The sequence below is a fragment of the Sabulicella rubraurantiaca genome, assembly GCF_017355885.1.
In the GTDB taxonomy this organism is placed as follows: domain Bacteria; phylum Pseudomonadota; class Alphaproteobacteria; order Acetobacterales; family Acetobacteraceae; genus Roseococcus; species Roseococcus rubraurantiacus.
Genome location: NZ_JAFEUU010000001.1, coordinates 309,723 through 326,306, shown reverse-complemented (window position 1 = coordinate 326,306; position 16,584 = coordinate 309,723). Strand labels below are relative to the sequence as shown.

The 16,584-nt window shown below is 68.6% G+C and carries 21 protein-coding genes; 14 read left to right on the top strand and 7 right to left on the bottom strand.

The features are described 5' to 3' along the window. Nucleotides 1-21: 21 nt before the first annotated feature. On the top strand, nt 22-225 hold the full coding sequence (locus tag JTJ31_RS01630; protein WP_236019761.1) for a hypothetical protein: 204 nt from the start codon (nt 22-24) through the stop codon (nt 223-225). A 20-nt stretch (nt 226-245) separates the two neighbouring features. On the opposite strand, the gene JTJ31_RS01625 is transcribed toward JTJ31_RS01630, so the two are convergent. The 4 genes from JTJ31_RS01625 to petA form a co-directional block, all read right to left on the bottom strand. Next, complete coding sequence (locus JTJ31_RS01625) at nt 246-1,130, bottom strand: S-methyl-5'-thioadenosine phosphorylase (RefSeq protein WP_207536850.1); 885 nt, start codon at nt 1,128-1,130, stop codon at nt 246-248. Nucleotides 1,131-1,212: 82 nt separating this feature from the next. Further along, a complete protein-coding gene (locus JTJ31_RS01620) occupies nt 1,213-1,974 on the bottom strand; it encodes a cytochrome c1 (protein ID WP_207536849.1) in 762 nt (253 codons plus the stop codon). 4 nt (nt 1,975-1,978) lie between these two features. Next, nucleotides 1,979-3,265: a cytochrome b gene (locus tag JTJ31_RS01615; protein WP_207536848.1), complete on the bottom strand. Its 1,287-nt coding sequence runs from the start codon at nt 3,263-3,265 to the stop codon at nt 1,979-1,981. 13 nt (nt 3,266-3,278) lie between these two features. Then, entirely contained in the window at nt 3,279-3,845 is a 567-nt protein-coding gene (petA, locus tag JTJ31_RS01610) for a ubiquinol-cytochrome c reductase iron-sulfur subunit (RefSeq protein ID WP_207536847.1), read from the bottom strand. A gap of 183 nt (nt 3,846-4,028) precedes the next feature. Here petA and hemF point away from each other — a divergent pair, with 183 nt between their 5' ends. From hemF to JTJ31_RS01585, 5 genes are all read left to right on the top strand, one after another. After that, nucleotides 4,029-4,898, top strand: coding sequence for an oxygen-dependent coproporphyrinogen oxidase (gene hemF, locus JTJ31_RS01605; RefSeq protein ID WP_207536846.1), 870 nt, complete (start codon nt 4,029-4,031; stop codon nt 4,896-4,898). Between the two features lie 247 nt (nt 4,899-5,145). Continuing rightward, complete coding sequence (locus JTJ31_RS01600; protein ID WP_207536845.1) at nt 5,146-6,123, top strand: Bug family tripartite tricarboxylate transporter substrate binding protein; 978 nt, start codon at nt 5,146-5,148, stop codon at nt 6,121-6,123. Between the two features lie 102 nt (nt 6,124-6,225). Next, nucleotides 6,226-6,492 carry a hypothetical protein gene (locus JTJ31_RS01595; RefSeq protein WP_207536844.1) on the top strand — a complete coding sequence of 89 codons (267 nt, stop codon included), beginning with the start codon at nt 6,226-6,228 and terminating at the stop codon, nt 6,490-6,492. Nucleotides 6,493-6,531: 39 nt separating this feature from the next. Beyond that, nucleotides 6,532-7,161: a tyrosine-protein phosphatase gene (locus JTJ31_RS01590; RefSeq protein ID WP_207536843.1), complete on the top strand. Its 630-nt coding sequence runs from the start codon at nt 6,532-6,534 to the stop codon at nt 7,159-7,161. 62 nt (nt 7,162-7,223) lie between these two features. Then, nucleotides 7,224-7,511 carry a hypothetical protein gene (locus JTJ31_RS01585; RefSeq protein WP_207536842.1) on the top strand — a complete coding sequence of 96 codons (288 nt, stop codon included), beginning with the start codon at nt 7,224-7,226 and terminating at the stop codon, nt 7,509-7,511. Between the two features lie 5 nt (nt 7,512-7,516). Here the strand turns inward: JTJ31_RS01585 and JTJ31_RS01580 are convergent, their stop codons facing one another. Further along, a complete protein-coding gene (locus tag JTJ31_RS01580) occupies nt 7,517-8,215 on the bottom strand; it encodes a GntR family transcriptional regulator (RefSeq protein ID WP_207536841.1) in 699 nt (232 codons plus the stop codon). Further along, nucleotides 8,212-9,825, bottom strand: coding sequence for a thiamine pyrophosphate-binding protein (locus tag JTJ31_RS01575; protein ID WP_207536840.1), 1,614 nt, complete (start codon nt 9,823-9,825; stop codon nt 8,212-8,214). Before JTJ31_RS01575 ends, JTJ31_RS01580 begins: the two co-directional genes overlap by 4 nt. Nucleotides 9,826-9,921: 96 nt before the next feature. On the opposite strand from JTJ31_RS01575, the gene JTJ31_RS01570 reads away from it, so the two are divergent. The 8 genes from JTJ31_RS01570 to JTJ31_RS01535 are packed head-to-tail and all read left to right on the top strand — an operon-like array spanning nt 9,922 to nt 15,563. Beyond that, nucleotides 9,922-10,632, top strand: coding sequence for a succinate dehydrogenase/fumarate reductase iron-sulfur subunit (locus JTJ31_RS01570; RefSeq protein WP_207536839.1), 711 nt, complete (start codon nt 9,922-9,924; stop codon nt 10,630-10,632). Then, entirely contained in the window at nt 10,629-10,964 is a 336-nt protein-coding gene (locus tag JTJ31_RS01565; protein WP_207536838.1) for a succinate dehydrogenase, read from the top strand. The genes JTJ31_RS01570 and JTJ31_RS01565 overlap by 4 nt, the downstream gene beginning before the upstream one ends. After that, on the top strand, nt 10,957-11,292 hold the full coding sequence (sdhC, locus tag JTJ31_RS01560; protein WP_207536837.1) for a succinate dehydrogenase, cytochrome b556 subunit: 336 nt from the start codon (nt 10,957-10,959) through the stop codon (nt 11,290-11,292). Before JTJ31_RS01565 ends, sdhC begins: the two co-directional genes overlap by 8 nt. Continuing rightward, the gene (locus JTJ31_RS01555; protein ID WP_207536836.1) at nt 11,282-12,013 is read left to right on the top strand and encodes a sulfite exporter TauE/SafE family protein; all 732 of its coding nucleotides are present in this window, start codon (nt 11,282-11,284) and stop codon (nt 12,011-12,013) included. Before sdhC ends, JTJ31_RS01555 begins: the two co-directional genes overlap by 11 nt. A gap of 10 nt (nt 12,014-12,023) precedes the next feature. Beyond that, nucleotides 12,024-12,911 (top strand): fumarate hydratase, encoded by an 888-nt coding sequence (locus JTJ31_RS01550; protein WP_236019760.1) that lies wholly within the window; start codon nt 12,024-12,026, stop codon nt 12,909-12,911. A gap of 2 nt (nt 12,912-12,913) precedes the next feature. After that, a complete protein-coding gene (locus JTJ31_RS01545; protein ID WP_207536835.1) occupies nt 12,914-13,525 on the top strand; it encodes a fumarate hydratase C-terminal domain-containing protein in 612 nt (203 codons plus the stop codon). Continuing rightward, nucleotides 13,525-15,246 (top strand): L-aspartate oxidase, encoded by a 1,722-nt coding sequence (locus tag JTJ31_RS01540; RefSeq protein WP_207537287.1) that lies wholly within the window; start codon nt 13,525-13,527, stop codon nt 15,244-15,246. The genes JTJ31_RS01545 and JTJ31_RS01540 overlap by 1 nt, the downstream gene beginning before the upstream one ends. A gap of 35 nt (nt 15,247-15,281) precedes the next feature. Beyond that, nucleotides 15,282-15,563: a hypothetical protein gene (locus tag JTJ31_RS01535; RefSeq protein WP_207536834.1), complete on the top strand. Its 282-nt coding sequence runs from the start codon at nt 15,282-15,284 to the stop codon at nt 15,561-15,563. 7 nt (nt 15,564-15,570) lie between these two features. On the opposite strand, the gene JTJ31_RS01530 is transcribed toward JTJ31_RS01535, so the two are convergent. Further along, nucleotides 15,571-16,521 (bottom strand): LysR substrate-binding domain-containing protein, encoded by a 951-nt coding sequence (locus tag JTJ31_RS01530; RefSeq protein ID WP_207536833.1) that lies wholly within the window; start codon nt 16,519-16,521, stop codon nt 15,571-15,573. Nucleotides 16,522-16,584: the final 63 nt, after the last annotated feature.

Genomic DNA, 16,584 nt, shown 5'->3' with positions numbered 1-16,584 from the left:
CATACCCCCCCTTGGCAGGACATGCCGGACGAGCTGCAACTGGCCTTGGCGCGCGAAGCCCTCCGCTGCGCCGCCAGGACACTGGCTGAACATGCAGAGGTGCTAGCGGTCGAAATGGAGGCTGGCACCTTGCTTGACCGCGGTGGGCCGGAGGCCCTCCGACTCTTCGCCTACGTGGTCCGTGCCACCGGGCTGGACGGTAACGCGGCCGTCGGTCACGCCTGAGGGCGCCCCGCCCCTGCCCCTCACCGACGAAGAACGCGGCCCGCCACGACGTCCAGCTTCTGCAGAAGGGCCGGGTCGCGCTTCTCCGGCGCGGTGATCAACGCATGTTCCAGCGCCCGGTCGCAGCCTGCCGGGCAGGCGCCGCGCGGCGCGCCGATGCGCGGGACGAGCGCCTTCACCAGAGCGCGCGCCTTGTCCGCATTAGAGAAGAGCACCTTCACGACCTGGTCCACCGTGACGTGGTCGTGCTCCTCGTGCCAGCAGTCATAATCCGTGACCATGGCGACGGAGGCGTAGCAGAGCTCCGCTTCGCGGGCGAGCTTCGCCTCGGGCATGTTGGTCATGCCAATGACGTGGCAGCCCCATTGCCGGTAGAGCAGCGACTCAGCCTTTGTGGAGAATTGCGGCCCCTCCATCACCAGGTAGGTGCCGCCACGTGTCATCGGCAGCGCCAGCTCCCTTCCCGCTTCCTCGATCGCGTCGGACAGACGCGGGCACGTCGGATGGGCGACACTCACATGGGCGACGCAACCGGTGCCGAAGAAGCTCTTCTCCCGCGCGAAGGTCCGGTCGATGAACTGGTCCACGATCACGAAGTGGCCGGGCGGAAGCTCCTCACGAAGGGAGCCCACGGCAGAGAGGGAGATGACATCCGTCACGCCCACACGCTTCAGCGCGTCAATGTTGGCGCGGTAGTTCAGCGCCGAAGGCGGGCGCGGATGGCCCCTCCCGTGGCGCGGCAGGAAGACACAGCGGATCCCGGCGAGGCGGCCGAACAGCAGCTCATCGGAGGGTTCGCCCCAGGGCGTCTCGATCCGGCGCCACTCGCGCTCCTCGAGCCCCTCGATGTCGTAGAGGCCGGAGCCCCCGATCATGCCGATCACCGGCTCGATCATTTCCGCCATGCGGCGACCTCCTCGCAAGAAAAAGGCCCCCGCTGGTGGCGGGGGCCGGATCACGCCTCCGATCGGAGCCGGGTGGCGTCCCTCAGTGCTTCACCGCGGCCCACATCTTGCGCTTGGTGGCGTAGACGAGGCCACCCAGGATGGCCAGGAAGATCAGGATCTTCACGCCCATCTGCTTGCGCTGCTCCATTTCCGGCTCAGCCGCCCAGGCGAGGAAGGTGGTGACGTCGCGCGCCATCTGATCGACCGTCGCGCGCGTGCCATCCGCGAACTCCACCTGTCCGTCGTTCAGGACGTTGGGCATGGCGATCTGGTGGCCAGGGAAATACTCGTTGTAGTGCATGCCCGGCGCCACGGTGACGCCCGCAGGCGGCTCCACATAGCCGGTCAGCAGGGCTCGGACATAGTTCGCCCCGTCATGCCGCGCCTTGACGATCACGGACAGGTCAGGCGGCAGGGCGCCATTGTTCCCCGCACGCGCCGCCTGCTCGTTCGGGAACGGGCTGCGGAAGCGGTCCGACAGGCGGGCAGGACGCTCGAACATCTGCCCTTCGTCGTTCGGCCCGTCCTGCACGTTGACGCTGGCGGCGATGGAACGCACCGCCGGCTCGCTCAGCCCGAGGTCGAGCAGGTTGCGGTAGGAGAGCAGTCGCATGCCGTGGCAGGCGGCGCAAACCTCCTTGTAGACCTGGAAGCCGCGCTGCTGGGCTGCCCGGTCGAAGGAGCCGAAGAAGCTGTTGAAACCGAAGCGCGCATTCGGCGGCGCGGGGGCCTCCCCGGCCGCAAGGGCGGGGGAGGACGCCGCGACGGCGGCGGCGACGGCGAGGGCCTTGAGGAGCTTCATCGGTTCAGGCCTTTTCCATCGGCTTGGCGGTCGCGGCAGCGGGAAGCGGTCCGCCACCCGTGCTGGCCTTGGGTCCGAGCACGGCGGCAGCAATGCTCTCCGGCAGGGGCAGCGTCCTCTCGAACTTGCCAAGCAGCGGCAGGATCACGAGGAACCATAGGAAGTAGTAGGCGGTGGCGAGCTGCGCGATGATGACGTAGGGCTGCTCAGCCGGCTTGCCGCCCACATACATCAGCACGAAGAAGCTGATGACCCAGAGGAAGAAGAAGATCCGGGCGACCGGGCGGAACCGCATGGAGCGCACCTTGGAGGTGTCGAGCCAAGGCAGCGCGAACCAGACCATGATCGAACCGAACATCATCAGCACGCCGCCCAGCTTGTCCGGCACCGCGCGCAGGATCGCGTAGAAGGGCAGGAAGTACCACTCAGGCACAATGTGCGCGGGCGTCACCAGCGGGTTTGCCGGGATGTAGTTGTCCGGGTGGCCCAGGTAGTTCGGCATGAAGAAGACCAGGAAGGCGAAGACCGCGAAATAGGCGACCATGCCGACCGAGTCCTTCACCGTATAGTAGGGGTGGAAGGGCAGCGTGTCCTGCGGGCCCTTCGGCTCGATGCCCAGCGGATTGTTCGAGCCGGTCACGTGCAGCGCCGCAACGTGCAGGAACACCACGCCCGTGATCACGAAGGGCAGCAGGTAGTGCAGCGAGAAGAAGCGGTTGAGCGTCGGATTGTCCACGCTGAACCCGCCCCACAGCCACGTCACGATCTCCGGCCCAATCAGCGGGAAGGCGCTGAACAGGTTGGTGATGACGGTGGCGCCCCAGAAGGACATCTGGCCCCAAGGCAGCACGTAGCCAAGGAAGGCCGTGGCCATCATCAGCAGGAAGATGACGACGCCCAGGATCCACAGCAGCTCGCGCGGCGCCTTGTAGGAGCCGTAGTACATGCCGCGGTAGATGTGGATGTAGACCACGATGAAGAACATGCTGGCGCCGTTCATGTGAACGTAGCGGATCAGCCAGCCGTAGTTCACGTCGCGCATGATGCGCTCCACGCTCTCGAAGGCGTGGGCGGTATGCGCCGTGTAGCTCATCGCCAGGAACACGCCCGTCAGGATCATGATCGTCAGCGTGATCACGGCCAGGGCGCCGAAGTTCCAGAAATAGTTGAAGTTGCGGGGAGTCGGGAAGGTCCCGTACTCCTTCTGCATCATGGTGATGACCGGCAGGCGCTGGTCGATCCAGCGCAGGACCGGGTTCTTCACATCTGAGTCGTGAAGGCCGATGGCCATTGGAGGGTCCTTTTCAGCCGATTCGGATCATGGTGTCGGAGGTGAATGCGTAGTCCGGCACCAGCAGGTTCGACGGCGCCGGTCCGCGGCGGATGCGCGCGGAGGTGTCGTAGTGGCTGCCGTGGCAAGGGCAGAACCAACCGTTGTAGTCGCCCTTGGCGTCGGTCGGCTTCTGGCCGAGCGGCACGCAGCCGAGATGCGTGCAGACGCCGACCACGACCAGCCAGTTGTCCTTCTTCACGCGGGACTCGTCGGTCGCCGGGTCCTTCAGCTCGGACAGCGGGACGGCGCGCGCCTCGCGCACCTCCTCTTCCGTGCGGTTGCGGACGAAGACCGGCTTGCCGCGCCACATCACCGTCACGGACTGCCCGGCGGCGATGGGCGAGATGTCCACCTCGGTCGAGGCGAGCGCCAGCACGTCGCGCGCGGGCGCCATGGACGAGACGAACGGCCATACGATGCCCCCCACGCCGACGGCGGCGAAGGCCGCGGTGGTGAGCATCAGGAAGTCGCGCTTCGTGGTCCCGGGCGTATCGCCCGGGGCCGCCTGGGCCATCTGCGGCGCCATGGAATCAGCCATTCCGTCCAAACCTCGCAAAGGGGCCGGCAGGCGACGGCCCTGAACTCGCGGGCGGCACGGGACACGCTGCGCGCCCCGCTCCGCGCCGTCCTGCCTATTAGGGTCGGTTCCGCTGCGTGGCAACCGCGGTTGCGCCTCCGTTCCCATCTCGGAAGCGCCATTCTGCGCTACTCTGCGCCCCCGATGACACAACCCCCTGCCCATCCCCTCGCTGCACCGGCGCAGAGCTGGTTCGAATCCCTGCGTGACCGCCTCTGCGCTGCCTTTGAGGCCATCGAGGCCGACGCGACGCCACAAGGCGAATCCCCGTCCCGCTTCACCTTCACCCCCTGGCAGCGTCCTGGCGGCGGTGGCGGCACGATGGGGCTCATGCGCGGCCGCGTGTTGGAGAAGGCAGGCGTCAACGTCTCCACCGTCTTCGGCGAGTTCTCGCCCGAATTTCGGAAGCAGATCCCAGGCGCGGAGGAGGACCCGCGCTTCCTGGCCACTGGCGTTTCGCTTGTGGTGCATCCGCGCTCGCCACGCTGCCCGACGGCGCACATGAACACCCGCTTCATCGTCACGTCCCGCGCCTGGTTTGGCGGCGGGGGCGACATCACGCCAATGGACAAGGATGCGCCGTGGTCACGCGAGGACGCGGCGTTCTTCCACAGGGCCTTTCAGGCGGCGTGCGACCGGCACGATCCCGGCTACTACGAACGCTTCTCCCAATGGTGCGACGAGTACTTCTTCCTCCCGCACCGGAACGAGACCCGCGGCCTGGGAGGCATCTTCTATGACTGGCTGGGCGACCGGACGCCGGGCAAGGGTGCGGAGGCCGACTTCGCCTTCACCCGCGATGTGGGCCTGGCGTTCCTGGAAGCCTATCCCACCATCCTGCGCCGCCGCATGGCGGAAGCCTTCGAGGCGGAAGAGACGGCCATCCAGCTTCACCGCCGCGGACGCTATGTCGAATTCAACCTGCTGCATGACCGCGGCACGCTGTTCGGGCTGCGCACCGGCGGCAATGTGGATGCAATTCTGATGTCCCTGCCGCCCCTGGCAGGCTGGTGAGTCAGCGCGAGCCACGCATGTAACGGCGTTCCGGCCGGTAGCCGAGCCAATGGCGGATTCGGCGAGAAAGCCATTCAAGCATCCGGGGCCTCCACTTTGCTTCTGCTGATGGAAGTCACGCGGACTGGCGGCGGCATGGCGCTATCGTGGCGGGACCGTGGCGCGGTCTAACGACCGAAAGATTGCCGGGCTGCCAGGGATCGCGCATCCTCTCCGCACCACCAAGAAATTGACTGGAGGAAACGGGATGAAGCCCACCCGACGCGCCCTTCTGGGCGCAAGCGCGCTCGCACCACTCGCCCTGCCTGCCATCGCCCAGCCGCAGTGGCCCGAGCGACCGGTTCGCGTGATCGTGCCCTGGCCGCCGGGCGGATCCACCGACGTTCTGTGCCGCATTCTTTGCGAGCAGATGCAGGCCCGCCTTGGCCAATCCTTCGTTGTGGAGAATCGCCCGGGCGCAGGCGGCAACATCGGCGCCGACGCCGTCGCGAAATCCACGCCTGATGGCTACACGATGGGCCCAATGACGCTCACGGTCTGGGCCATCGGCCAGTATCTCTATGAGCGCCTGCCCTATAATCCGGATCGCGACTTCCAGCCCATCTCGATGCACTGGGAGCTGCCGAACGTCTTCGTGGTTCCGGCCCAGTACGTCCCGTCCCGCAACGTGCGCGAATTCGTGGAATGGGCCAAGGCACGACGCCAGGGCGTGGCCTATGGCTCCCCTGGAGTCGGCACGACGCCGCATCTTTCGGGCGCGCTCTTCGCCGCGCGGCAGGGCGTGGACGCGCAGCACGTTCCTTTCCGCGGCGCCGCCCAGACGATTCCGGCCATGCTGGCGGGCGACGTGAACTTCGCCATCGACAACCTCGCCTCATACGTGCCGGTCATCCAGGAAGGGCGGATGCGTGCGCTGGCCGTCACCTCGGCCGAGCGTCACCCGGCCCTGCCGGACGTGCCAACGATGCGCGAGGCCGGGCTGGAGGATTTCGTCGTCACCTCCTGGTGCGCCATGTCCTTCGCAGCCGGCGTGCCGCGCCCGATCGTGGACCGCGCCAATGCCACCATGAAGGCCATTGCCGAGGACCAGGCGGTGAAGGAGCGCTTCCTGCGCACGGGCGCCCAGGCCGTGTGGTCAAGCCCCGAGGGCGTGCTGGAGCGAGCACGCCGCGAGCGGCCGCTTTGGCAGGAAATGGTGAGGATCTCCGGCGCGCGGCTCGAATAGCGGCTTTCCCTTTCCGGGCAGGGCAACCTTTTCCGGGGCATGCGTGTTGCCCCGGCGTGGCGGCGGCCATTTCCGGCCGCACCTTGCCCGGAAGGAATGACCATGACGCGGATTCGTCTCGCCCTGCTTCTCGCTCCCTTCGCCCTGGCTGCCTGCCAGCAGCACATGGGCAGTGGCCCGACCGCCATGCCCGCTTCCGACACGGCAGCCGCAGGCGGCGCTCGCTCGGGGACCGGCTCGGCCGTGCCGCAGACCACGGCGCCGCAATCCACCGGCAACACCTCGACCGGCATGGTGACCAGCCCGGGCACCGCGGCGCGCGGCTCCACGGCGGCCGGCCAGGGCTCTGCCGCCACCGGAATGCGCTGACCCTTTGCGGCGGCGTGGATCGGGGGCATAGCCCCCGCCATGCCGCATTGGGTGAACAGCCTTTTCGTGGACCACGCCCTGCTCCGCATTCCCTGGCGGAACTGGGGCGTGGTCGAGAGCGGGGCGCTCTACCGCTCCAACCACCCCCTGCCCTGGCAGCTGGCCGAGGCCACGAAGCGCCATGGCCTCCAGAGCGTCATCAACTTGCGTGGCCGTCGCGACAGTTGCGGCTCGGACGCGCTGGGCCGGCAACGCGCCGCCGAGTTGGGCCTCGTCCACGCGGATCAGCCCTTCGAGAGCCGCGGCGCGCCGCACAAGGATCGCATCCTGCGGCTGATGGAGCTGTATCAGACGCTGCCCCGGCCCATCCTGATCCATTGCAAGTCGGGCGCCGACCGCACCGGTCTGGCGGCCGGGATCTGGCACCTGATGCAGGGGCGAACTGCCGCCGATGCGGCGAGGGAACTCAGCCTCCGGCACGGTCATGTCGCTGCGGCCCGCACCGGCATCCTCGACGCTTTCTTTGAGGAATACGCGAAGGCGGAAGCGCGCGGGGTGCCTTTCGAGACTTGGCTGACCGAGGAATACGACGAGGCCGCGCTCCGCGCCGCCTTCCGCCCTCGCCCGGTCGCAAGCTGGATCACGGACCGGGTGCTGCGCCGCGAATAGCCCGTCGAACTCCCGCCACGATCAGCCGTTTTCATGGAAGGAGTCGAACAGGGATACGCGCCATGACCATGCGTCGCGGATTGCTGCTGGGTCTTCTCGCCCTTCCCGGCGCCGCCCGGGCGGGCAGCCAATCTTCCAACTCCTCCTCGAACTGCTCGAACGGGCGCTGCACCGAGCGCGGCTCCTTCGTCGTCGAGGACCAGCGCGGGCGGCGCGGCTGGGTGCGCGAGGAACATTGGCGGGAGGAGTCGCCGCGTCGGTACCGGGAACGGGACCGCCGGCACGCCGATGCCTGGTGGGACAGCCGCTACCCGCCGCGCCGCCATCGCCGGGACGATGACGACAACTGAGCGGCTCAGGCCAGGGTGACGGCGTATCGCAGACGGCGCGTGTCCAGCCATGACAGGCGCCATTCCACCGCACGCCCTCCGAGCTCAAAGGCAAGCCGCGCCACGTTCAGCACCGGCGCCCCTTCCGGCACGGGCGCCCCCGGTGGCGCCGGCGTGGCGGCGAGCCATTCCTCCACCCGCGTCACGGTCAGGCCGAAGCTGCGCTGGTAGAGAACGTAAAGCTCGTCTTTCAGCTCGACACCGATTGGCAGCGCCAATCCGGGAAAGAGAGCGGCCGGGATCGCCACGCGTTCCAGGATGGCCGGCTCGCCATCCACGAGGCGCTCTCGCTCCATGAACAGCACGGCCGCACCGGTAGCGAGGCCCAGGGCGCGGCGCTCCGCCTCGGTTGCGCGGCGCCGAGTGAGCGACAGGACGCGGCTGGTGGGCACTGGCCGCGTGCCGTCCAGGCGCTCCACCCGGAAGAAGTGAAAGAGTGCGCGCTCGCTGGTCGCCTCGGCGACGAAGGTACCGACTCCCTGACGGCGTTCGATGACGCGGGCGCGTTCGAGCGCGGCAAGGGCGCGGCGGAGCGTGCCCTGGCTGATCCCCAGCTCGCCGGCGAGGGCAGGCTCAGTGGGCAGCGCGGTGCCGGGTTTCCACTCTCCTGCGGCGATGCGCGCGCGCAGCGCCGCCTCGGCACGGGCGTAGAGCGGTCCGGTCAACGCTTGAGCGAGGGCGCCGGCAGCCCTTCGATCATCACGTTCACCAGGGCCGGACGGCCGCTGGCGAAGGCGCGTTCCAGCGCCGGAGCCAAGTCTTCTCCATGCTCCACGAACTCGCCATGCGCACCGAAGCCCTGGGCGACGAGGTCGTAGCGCGTCGCCGGGGCAAGTTCGCAGCCATGGGCGCGGTTTTCGCCATAGTCGCGCTTCTGGATCTGGTACTCGGCGTTCCATTTGCTGTCGTTGCCCACGACCGCGACAAAGGGGAGGTTGTGACGAACCGCCGTGTCGAGTTCCGCGATATGGAACCCGGCAGTACCGTCACCCATCACCGCCAGGACGCGCTTGCCGGGCCTTGCCGCGCTCGCCGCCAGGGCGAAGGGCAGCCCGGCACCGATGGAACCCGCCACGCCGTTCACGATGCGCTCCGGCGCGCGCAGCGTGGCCTGCATCCATTGGCCGATCTCGCCGCCATCGGCGACCAGCACCGCATCCTCCAGGAAAGGCTGCAGTGCTGCGCCAAGCGTCGCAGGATGGATCGGCTCACCGCCTCTCGTGGCGAGGCCCTTCCAGGCCTCGGGCCGGTAGGCGGCCGCGCTCCGCACCGACTCAGCCCATTCCTTGGCCGGGTGCGCCGCTGCCGTACCCGCGAGGGCGTGCGCGGCAGCAAGCGGGGCGACATCGAGGCGCAGCGCCAGCCGGTCCCCCAGCAGCCGCTCCGCCCGCGCCACCAGGGCGGAATCCGGTTCGGCCAGGGCGAAGCGTGCCTCGGTGCCGCGTCCGAAGCGAAGGGTGAAGTCCAGCTGCTTGCCGAGCAGGAGCACGGCATCCGCCTCCGCGAGGCGGGCTGCGAAGTCGCCAAGCGAAGGATCGTTCAGCCCGCGCGGGCTTTCCATCAGCAGTACTGGCAGGCCCGAGCCGCGTTCCAGCATCGCCAGCGTCGCGCGGCCTTCCGGCGTGTTCAGCGACGGTCCCGCCAGGATCAGCGGCCGTTCGGCTCCGGCCAGGAAACGCGCGAGCGGCGCGGCATCCACTTCACTCTCGATCGGCAGATAGTCGGCCGGATCCGGCATGGCGGCGCTCGCATGGGCTTCCGTCACGTCCGTGGGCAACGAGACATGGACCGGCCCCGGGCGTCCTGACCGGGCGAGGCGGAAGGCGCGGGCAATCTCCGCCGGCAGCCCGGCCGGGTCGCGCGCCAGCCAGGCGCCCTTGCAGAGCGGTGCCGCCATCTCGACCTGCGGCGTCTCCTGGAAGGCGCCGGTGCCCAGCTCGTTCAACGGTGCATGGCCGGAGAGCAGCACGATCGGCGTCTCCGAGGCCAGGGCTGTGGGCAGAGCCGCGACAGCGTTGCTGTGCCCCTGCCCGCCCGTCACCAGCGCCACGCCCACCTGTCCCGTTAGCCGCGCCCAGGCATCGGCCATGTGCACCGCCGCCGCCTCGTGCCGCACATGGATGATCTCGATCTTCGAGCCGAACCCGGCATCGTAGATCGGCATGATGTGGTTGCCGGAAAGGGAGAAGACCCGCGTCACGCCCCCCGCTTCCAGCGCCCGCCACAGCAGGTCGGCCCCGCGCAGCCGCGCCTCGGTCGCTCGTCCGTCGGGCATGGTGTCCCCCTCGATCCATTTCGTCAGGGCCGATGCTGCCCTGGTCTTGTATAAGACTCAAGCCGGGCGCATCCTGCCGGGAACGGAGGGAATGGGATGGCGCAACTGAAGGTCCGCATCCAGCGCAGCGACGGAATCGCGGAATACGCCGTGGCGGCGCGCGAGAACCAGACGGTGCTGGACGTGGTGACGGAGATCCAGCGCGAGCAGCAGCCCGATCTTGCCTATCGCTTCGCCTGCCGGGTCGGCATGTGCGGGTCCTGCGCCATGGAGGTGAACGGCGTTGCCCGCTGGACCTGCCGCACCCATGTCCGGAAGGTGGCCGAGGACGGGACGCTTACCCTGCGCCCGCTGGCCAATCTGCCGGTCATTCGCGACCTCGCCACCGACATGAAGCCCTTCTTCGACAAGTGGGCGCGGGCTCGCGGCCAATTCCAGCCCAAGGACGCGCCGAACGGCGCCGTCCCGGTCGAGTTCGCGGTCGTCCCCCCATCCTCGCCGAAGCGGCAGGAGGCGGATGCGGGCATCGAATGCATTGGCTGCGGCGTCTGCTACGCCTCCTGCGATGTGGTGTCCTGGAACCCGGACTACCTGGGACCCGCGGCGCTGAACCGCGCCTGGACCCTGGTGAACGACGTGCGCGATGGCGGGCGGCGCGAAAGGCTGGACGCCGTGGCGGGCGATGCCGGCTGCCACTCTTGCCACTCCACCCAGGGCTGCACGGAGCGCTGTCCGAAGAACCTCGACCCTTCCTCGGCCATTGCGGGGCTCAAGCGCTCCATCTTCTGGGGCGTGCTGGCGCCATGAGGGGGCAGGTCCACCTCTGGGCGGCGCAGCGGATCACCGCTTTCGTCCTGGCCGCCGCGGTCTTCGTCCACCTCGCCACCATCATGCTGGCCGTGCGGGGCGGGCTGTCCGCCGCCGAGATCGTCGCACGGCTGAGCGGGGCGGAGGGATGGCTGGCCTTCTATGCGGTCTTCGCGCTGGCGGCCGGCATCCACGGCGCCATCGGCATGCGCAACATCGCGGGGGAGTGGCTCGGCTGGCGGGGGCGCGGCTTCGACGCGCTGTGGCTGGGTATCGGGCTGGTGACTGCCGCCTTCGGCATCCGTGCCGCCTGGGGGCTCTACCATGCGTGACCGGCGCCATCCGGCCTATTGGGGTTTCGTGCTGCACCGGGTCTCGGGGATCGGCCTTGCGCTGTTCCTGCCGCTGCATTTCTGGGCACTCGGCCACGCCATCCAGGGCGAGGCAGCGCTGGAGGGTTTCCTTCGCTTCACGGATAACTGGGCCTTCAAGACGGGCGAATGGGGCCTCGTCACCCTGCTGGCCTTGCACTTGGCCGGGGGGCTGCGCGTGCTTGCGCTGGAGTTCCTGGGCTGGCGGGCGAGGCAGAAGGACCTCGTCGCGCTTTCGGCCGGCTTTGCCCTCGGCGCGGGGCTGATGTTCCTGCTCCATGCTGGCTGACGCGCTGCTCCTTTCTGGGGCCTGCTTTGTCGCGGCCTTCTGCGCGGGGATGGCGGGCTTTGCCTTCGTGCTGGTGGGCGCCGGGCTGCTGCTGCAGTTCCTGCCGCCCGCGACCACGGCGCCCGTGCTGGTCCTGGGCAGCTTCGTCGTCCAATCCATCGCATTGAAGGCCATGTGGTATCATGTGGATTGGCGGGTGCTGCGGCGCTGGATGCTGTTTGCCCTGCCGGGCATGCCCTTGGGCGTCTGGTTGCTCGTGCATGTGCCAGCAGGGCCGATGACGGCGGGGGTGGGTGCGCTGCTGGTGGTCTATGCCGGCTACATGCTGGCACGCATCGGTCTGCGCCTGCCGGCACCTTCCCTCCAGGGCGGGCCCGCTGCGGATGGGGCCGTGGGCTTCGCCAGCGGCATCCTCGGCGGCATCGGCGGTTATGTCGGCGCGCTGCCGGCCATGTGGGCCGATGCACAAGGCTTGGACAAGCTGGCGACGCGCGGGCTGCTTCAGCCCTTCATCGTCTTCATGCAGCTTCTCACCCTGCCCGCGCTCGTGCTGGGCGGGTTCTTCACGCGGGAGGCGCTATGGCTGTCCCTCGCCGCATTGCCGGGAATGCTGGCGGGCATGTGGCTTGGCCTCGCGGCGTTCCGGCGTCTGCCACAGCAGGGCTTCCGCCTCGTCCTGCTCGGCCTGCTGCTGATCTCCGGCCTTTCGCTTCTCATCTAGGGGAACGCCCATGACCGACACGCTGCACATCGCGATGGATGCCGTGGAGGAAGCCGCGAAGCTCCTCTATATCCGCGCCCTCAAGGTCCTGCCCGACGACATCAAGCAGGGCTTCGCGCGGCTGGATTCGACGGAAAGCGATGGGCTGGCGCGCTCCGTCCTCGCCACCATGATCGAGAACATCGCGGTGGCGGAGCGGACGGATAACCTGCTCTGCCAGGACACCGGCATCCCGATCTACAATATCAGCATCGGCCGCAACGTGTCCTTCGATGGGTGGGAGCTGAAGCAGGCCATCCGTCGCGGCGCCGAGCGCGCGACGCGCGAGCACCCGCTCCGCTCCTCCGTCGTGCATCCCCTCACCCGCGTGAACGAGCACACGAGCTGCGGTCTGCACGTGCCGGTCATCAACCTCGACTTCACTGAAGAGGACCGGGTGCTGCGGATCGAGATGGTGCCCAAGGGCTCCGGTTCGGAGAACGGATCCTTCCTGCAGATGCTGATCCCTGCGGACGGGATCGCGGGCATCAAGCGCTTCGTGGTGGATGCGGCGATCCGCGCCGGTGGGAAGGTGTGCCCCCCCACCATCCTGGGCGTCGGCCTCGGCGGCACCTCCGACCTGTGCATGCACCTCGCCAAGGTGGCGGCGACCCGCGCTCTCGGCTCGCGATGCGCCGATCCGGAAGGTGCGAAGCTGGAGGAGGAACTGGGCGAGGCCGTGAACAGCCTGGGCATCGGCCCGCAGGGGCTCGGCGGCGACTCCACCGCCTTCGCTGTGCACGTGGAGTTGGCGGCGACGCACATCACCATGAACCCGGTGGCGGTGAACGTGCAGTGCCATTCGGCGCGCCGCGCCAGCGCGACCTTCACCACCTCTGGCGTCGAGATCGGATTCTGACCATGGCCCATCACGTGCTGCACATGCCCGCCGGCGAGGAGCAGGTCCGGGCGCTTCGCGTCGGCGACACGGTGACGCTGGAGGACACGCTCTTCGGCATCCGCGACGCCACGCAGATCCACATGTTCGATCGCGGACGTCGCACACGCTTCGACCTCAACGGACACGCGGTCATCCACACCGCGCCCAACGTGCGGAAGGTGGAGCGGAGTGGCACCAATCAGGCGGGGTACGAGGCGGTTTGCATCGGGACCACCACCTCCGACCGTATGGAGCGCTTCACCCGACCCCTGATGGAGCGGGAGGGCGTGCGCCTCATCATCGGCAAGGGCGGGTTGCGCGAGGAAAGCGCTAAGGCCTTCGCGGAGCTCGGCGGCGCCTACCTGGCCGTGATCGGTGGGGCGGCGGCGCTGGAAACGACCTGGATCACCGCGATCGAGGATGTGGACCTGGATGACCTGAACCCCGAGTCGCTCTGGCGCTTCGCCATCAAGGGCTTCGGGCCGCTCATCGTCGGCATGGACGCCCATGGCGGCAGCCTCTACCGCGACGTCCAGTCCAAGGTGTCCGCACGCCGCGCAGAGGTGCTGGCGCGGATGGGAGTCTCAGCGTGATGGAGCGCTTCCGCACCGACATCCTCGTCCTGGGATCCGGCGGGGCGGGGCTGCTCGCGGCACTGCATGCAAAGAGCGCCAATCCGGAGTTGTCCGTCACGGTCGCGGTGAAGGGTCTGCTCGGCAAATCGGGCTGCACGCGCATGGTGCAGGGTGGCTACAACGTCGCCCTCGCCGCCGATGACAGCGCCGAGCGGCACTTCATGGATACGCTGGACGGCGGCAAGTGGCTGAACGACCAGGACCTTGCCTGGACGCTGGTCACCGTGGCGCAGACCCGCATCCGGGAGCTGGAGAATCGCTGGGGCTGCTTCTTCGACCGCAATCCGGACGGCACCATCCACCAGAAGGCCTTCGCCGGGCAGACCTTCGACCGCACGGTCCACAAGGGTGACCTGACCGGCATCGAGATCATCAACCGCCTCGCCGAGCAGACCTGGGCGCGCGGCATCGACCGGCTGGAGGAGCATCGTGCCCTTGCGCTGGTGCGGTCGAAGGACGGATCGCGGCTTGCCGGCGTCTTGCTGCTCGACATCCGCCGCGGCGCCTTCGTCTTCGTGCAGGCAAAGGCCGTTCTGCTCGGCACCGGGGGCGGGCCGACCATGTACAAGTACCACACGCCCTCGGGCGACAAATCCTGCGACGGCATGGCGATGGCGCTGCGCGCCGGGCTCGCCCTGCGCGACATGGAGATGGTGCAGTTCCATCCGACCGGCGTCCTGGCCGGGCCGGGCACGCGCATGACCGGCACTATCATCGAGGAAGGGCTGCGCGGCGCGGGGGGCTACCTGCTCAACGGCGACGGCGAGCGCTTCATGCACAATTACGACCCGCGCAACGAGCGTGCGACGCGCGACATCGTCTCCCGCTCCATGGAGCGGGAAATCCAGGCTGGCCGCGTGAACGAAGCCGGCGGGCTGTGGATCGAGATGGGGCATCTCGGTCCCGAGAATGTGCGCAAGCAGTTCAAGGGCATGGTGGAGCGCTGCGCCGATATGGGCTTCGACCTCGCGGCCGGGCGCGTGCCGGTGGTGCCGACCGCGCATTATATGATGGGCGGAGTCGCCTTCGCCGCCGATGGCTCGACCGCCCTGCCCGGGCTTTTCGCCGCTGGCGAGGATACGGGTGGGGTGCATGGCGCGAACCGCCTCGGCGGCAACGGCGTCGCCAATTCCACCGTCTTTGGTGGCATCGCGGGTGATACCATGGCGCGCTGGGTTCCTCGGGAGGGCGAATGGGCGGACCCCGACCCTGCGGCGCTCGACGCGGCTCGGGCGGCCGCCGAGGCGCCTTTTTCCCGGAAGCCCAGCCTCCTCGGGCCAATCCGCGACGCGCTGGCGAATCTCATGTGGGACAAGGCCGGCATCCTGCGCGACGGCCCTCGCCTCGCCGAGGCGGCGAGCGGGCTGGATGCGCTGGAGGCGGAGCTACGTGCCACGGGCGTCGCGGATGGAGCGCGCGGCTTCAACCTCTCCTGGTCTGACTGGCTCAACCTGGAGAGCCTGATCCTGGTCAGCCGCGCCATCGTCGCCGCTGCCGAGGCTCGCACCGAAAGCCGCGGCGCTCATTGGCGCGAGGATTTTCCGCAGACGGATGATGCGAGTGGCGGACTGCGCCATACGGTGGTGACGATGAATGGCAGTGCCGTGCGCCTGTCCTGGCGCGACGTCGCCTTCACGCGGCTGAAGCCCGGCGAGACGCTGCTGACCGAGGCGGCTTAACTCTTCTTTCATGACATCCGGCGCAGCCTCGCGGCATGACACCGGATGCCGCCCTCTATGCCCGTCTCGTCGCCACGCGTGATGAGGTGGCTGCGCCTTTTCACCCGGATGAGGACCTGCCGCTATTGGCAGGACGCTTGGCCTCCGGCGTGCACGACGTGACGGAGGTGCTGCGCGAAGCCACCTCACTGATGGCCGAGTTGCGGCAGGGACGGCGCGGCGTGACGGAAAGGCTGGCCGCGGCGATCGCCCGCGCCGAGGCGGCGGCGGAGGCGCAGGCCGGACGGATGCACGACCTGCTTCGTCAACTCGGCTGAGGCCGCGCTAGCTTGCTAAACGGATCCCGGGCCGGTGCACGCGCACGCCGCTCTGCTCGGCGAGGATCTCGCCGATCGCCTGCCGAAGGAGGCGGATGTCGCGAATACGGCCGAAGCTGGGGCGGTGGAACAGCGCCACGTCGCGGCCGAACACCCCGCCTGCGACGCGCCGGTAGGCCACCATGTCGTCCAGCAGCGCACCCACCTGGATCGCAAGCTGCGGGATGAGCGACACGCCGCTCCCGGCCGCAATCATCTGCCGCAGCGACTCGAGGCTTGCCGCTTGGAGGGCGTGGTCACCCTCGCGCAGGCGGTTCGGGCAGAAGCCCAGCGTCTGGTCACGCAGGCAATGGCCTTCGCTGAGCAAAATCAGCTCGCTGACCGGGATATCCTCGGGCCGCACCTCCTCAACCTGCGCGAGGGCATGGTCGCGCGGCACGGCAAGCGCCAGCTCCTCGCGGAACAGCGGCAGTTCTGTGAGGTCGCTTTCCCCGAGCGGGCCGGTGGCCAGCACCGCATCCAGCTCCCCTTCCTCCAGCTGGCGGATCAAGGGGCGAGTGTTGCCCTCGATCAGCAGCAGGCGCAGGCGCGGAAAGCGGTCACGCAGTGGCCTCAGCAGAAAGGGCACGAGGTAGGGACCGAGCGTCGAGATCACGCCCAGCCGCACCACGCCGGTCAGCGGCTCCGCGCCCGTGCGGACCACCTCGAAGAGCCGTCGCGCCTCGCTGAGGATTCGACGCGCTTGGGCCACCACCTCCTCGCCGCGTGCGGTGACAAGGACGCCGCGCGGCGAACGCTCGAAGATCTCGAGGCCGAGAAACTCCTCCAGCTTCCGAAGCTGTCCCGACAAGGTGGGCTGAGACACGCCGCAGGCCGCTGCGGCCCGGCCGAAATGCCGGTGCTCAGCCACCGCACTCACATACTCAAGGTCGCGCAACGATAGGCCCGCGAGATTCATGTGCCCCTCCCGAATCGGGCGGGGAGTATCCCAGGGGCGCAGCAGGGGGTCCATGCGCTTGAC

Bases quoted from the DNA above. Each gene is read 5' to 3' on its own strand.
- JTJ31_RS01595 (WP_207536844.1), top strand. From the start codon at position 6,226: ATGACGCGGATTCGTCTCGCCCTGCTTCTCGCTCCCTTCGCCCTGGCT.
- JTJ31_RS01575 (WP_207536840.1), bottom strand. From the start codon at position 9,825: ATGCCCGACGGACGAGCGACCGAGGCGCGGCTGCGCGGGGCCGACCTG.
- JTJ31_RS01550 (WP_236019760.1), top strand. From the start codon at position 12,024: ATGACCGACACGCTGCACATCGCGATGGATGCCGTGGAGGAAGCCGCG.
- JTJ31_RS01540 (WP_207537287.1), top strand. From the start codon at position 13,525: ATGGAGCGCTTCCGCACCGACATCCTCGTCCTGGGATCCGGCGGGGCG.
- JTJ31_RS01530 (WP_207536833.1), bottom strand. From the start codon at position 16,521: ATGAATCTCGCGGGCCTATCGTTGCGCGACCTTGAGTATGTGAGTGCG.
- JTJ31_RS01570 (WP_207536839.1), top strand. From the start codon at position 9,922: ATGGCGCAACTGAAGGTCCGCATCCAGCGCAGCGACGGAATCGCGGAA.
- JTJ31_RS01600 (WP_207536845.1), top strand. From the start codon at position 5,146: ATGAAGCCCACCCGACGCGCCCTTCTGGGCGCAAGCGCGCTCGCACCA.
- JTJ31_RS01555 (WP_207536836.1), top strand. From the start codon at position 11,282: ATGCTGGCTGACGCGCTGCTCCTTTCTGGGGCCTGCTTTGTCGCGGCC.
- JTJ31_RS01590 (WP_207536843.1), top strand. From the start codon at position 6,532: ATGCCGCATTGGGTGAACAGCCTTTTCGTGGACCACGCCCTGCTCCGC.
- JTJ31_RS01535 (WP_207536834.1), top strand. From the start codon at position 15,282: ATGACACCGGATGCCGCCCTCTATGCCCGTCTCGTCGCCACGCGTGAT.
- JTJ31_RS01625 (WP_207536850.1), bottom strand. From the start codon at position 1,130: ATGGCGGAAATGATCGAGCCGGTGATCGGCATGATCGGGGGCTCCGGC.
- JTJ31_RS01545 (WP_207536835.1), top strand. From the start codon at position 12,914: ATGGCCCATCACGTGCTGCACATGCCCGCCGGCGAGGAGCAGGTCCGG.
- sdhC (WP_207536837.1), top strand. From the start codon at position 10,957: ATGCGTGACCGGCGCCATCCGGCCTATTGGGGTTTCGTGCTGCACCGG.
- JTJ31_RS01630 (WP_236019761.1), top strand. From the start codon at position 22: ATGCCGGACGAGCTGCAACTGGCCTTGGCGCGCGAAGCCCTCCGCTGC.
- petA (WP_207536847.1), bottom strand. From the start codon at position 3,845: ATGGCTGATTCCATGGCGCCGCAGATGGCCCAGGCGGCCCCGGGCGAT.
- JTJ31_RS01565 (WP_207536838.1), top strand. From the start codon at position 10,629: ATGAGGGGGCAGGTCCACCTCTGGGCGGCGCAGCGGATCACCGCTTTC.
- JTJ31_RS01620 (WP_207536849.1), bottom strand. From the start codon at position 1,974: ATGAAGCTCCTCAAGGCCCTCGCCGTCGCCGCCGCCGTCGCGGCGTCC.
- JTJ31_RS01585 (WP_207536842.1), top strand. From the start codon at position 7,224: ATGACCATGCGTCGCGGATTGCTGCTGGGTCTTCTCGCCCTTCCCGGC.
- hemF (WP_207536846.1), top strand. From the start codon at position 4,029: ATGACACAACCCCCTGCCCATCCCCTCGCTGCACCGGCGCAGAGCTGG.
- JTJ31_RS01615 (WP_207536848.1), bottom strand. From the start codon at position 3,265: ATGGCCATCGGCCTTCACGACTCAGATGTGAAGAACCCGGTCCTGCGC.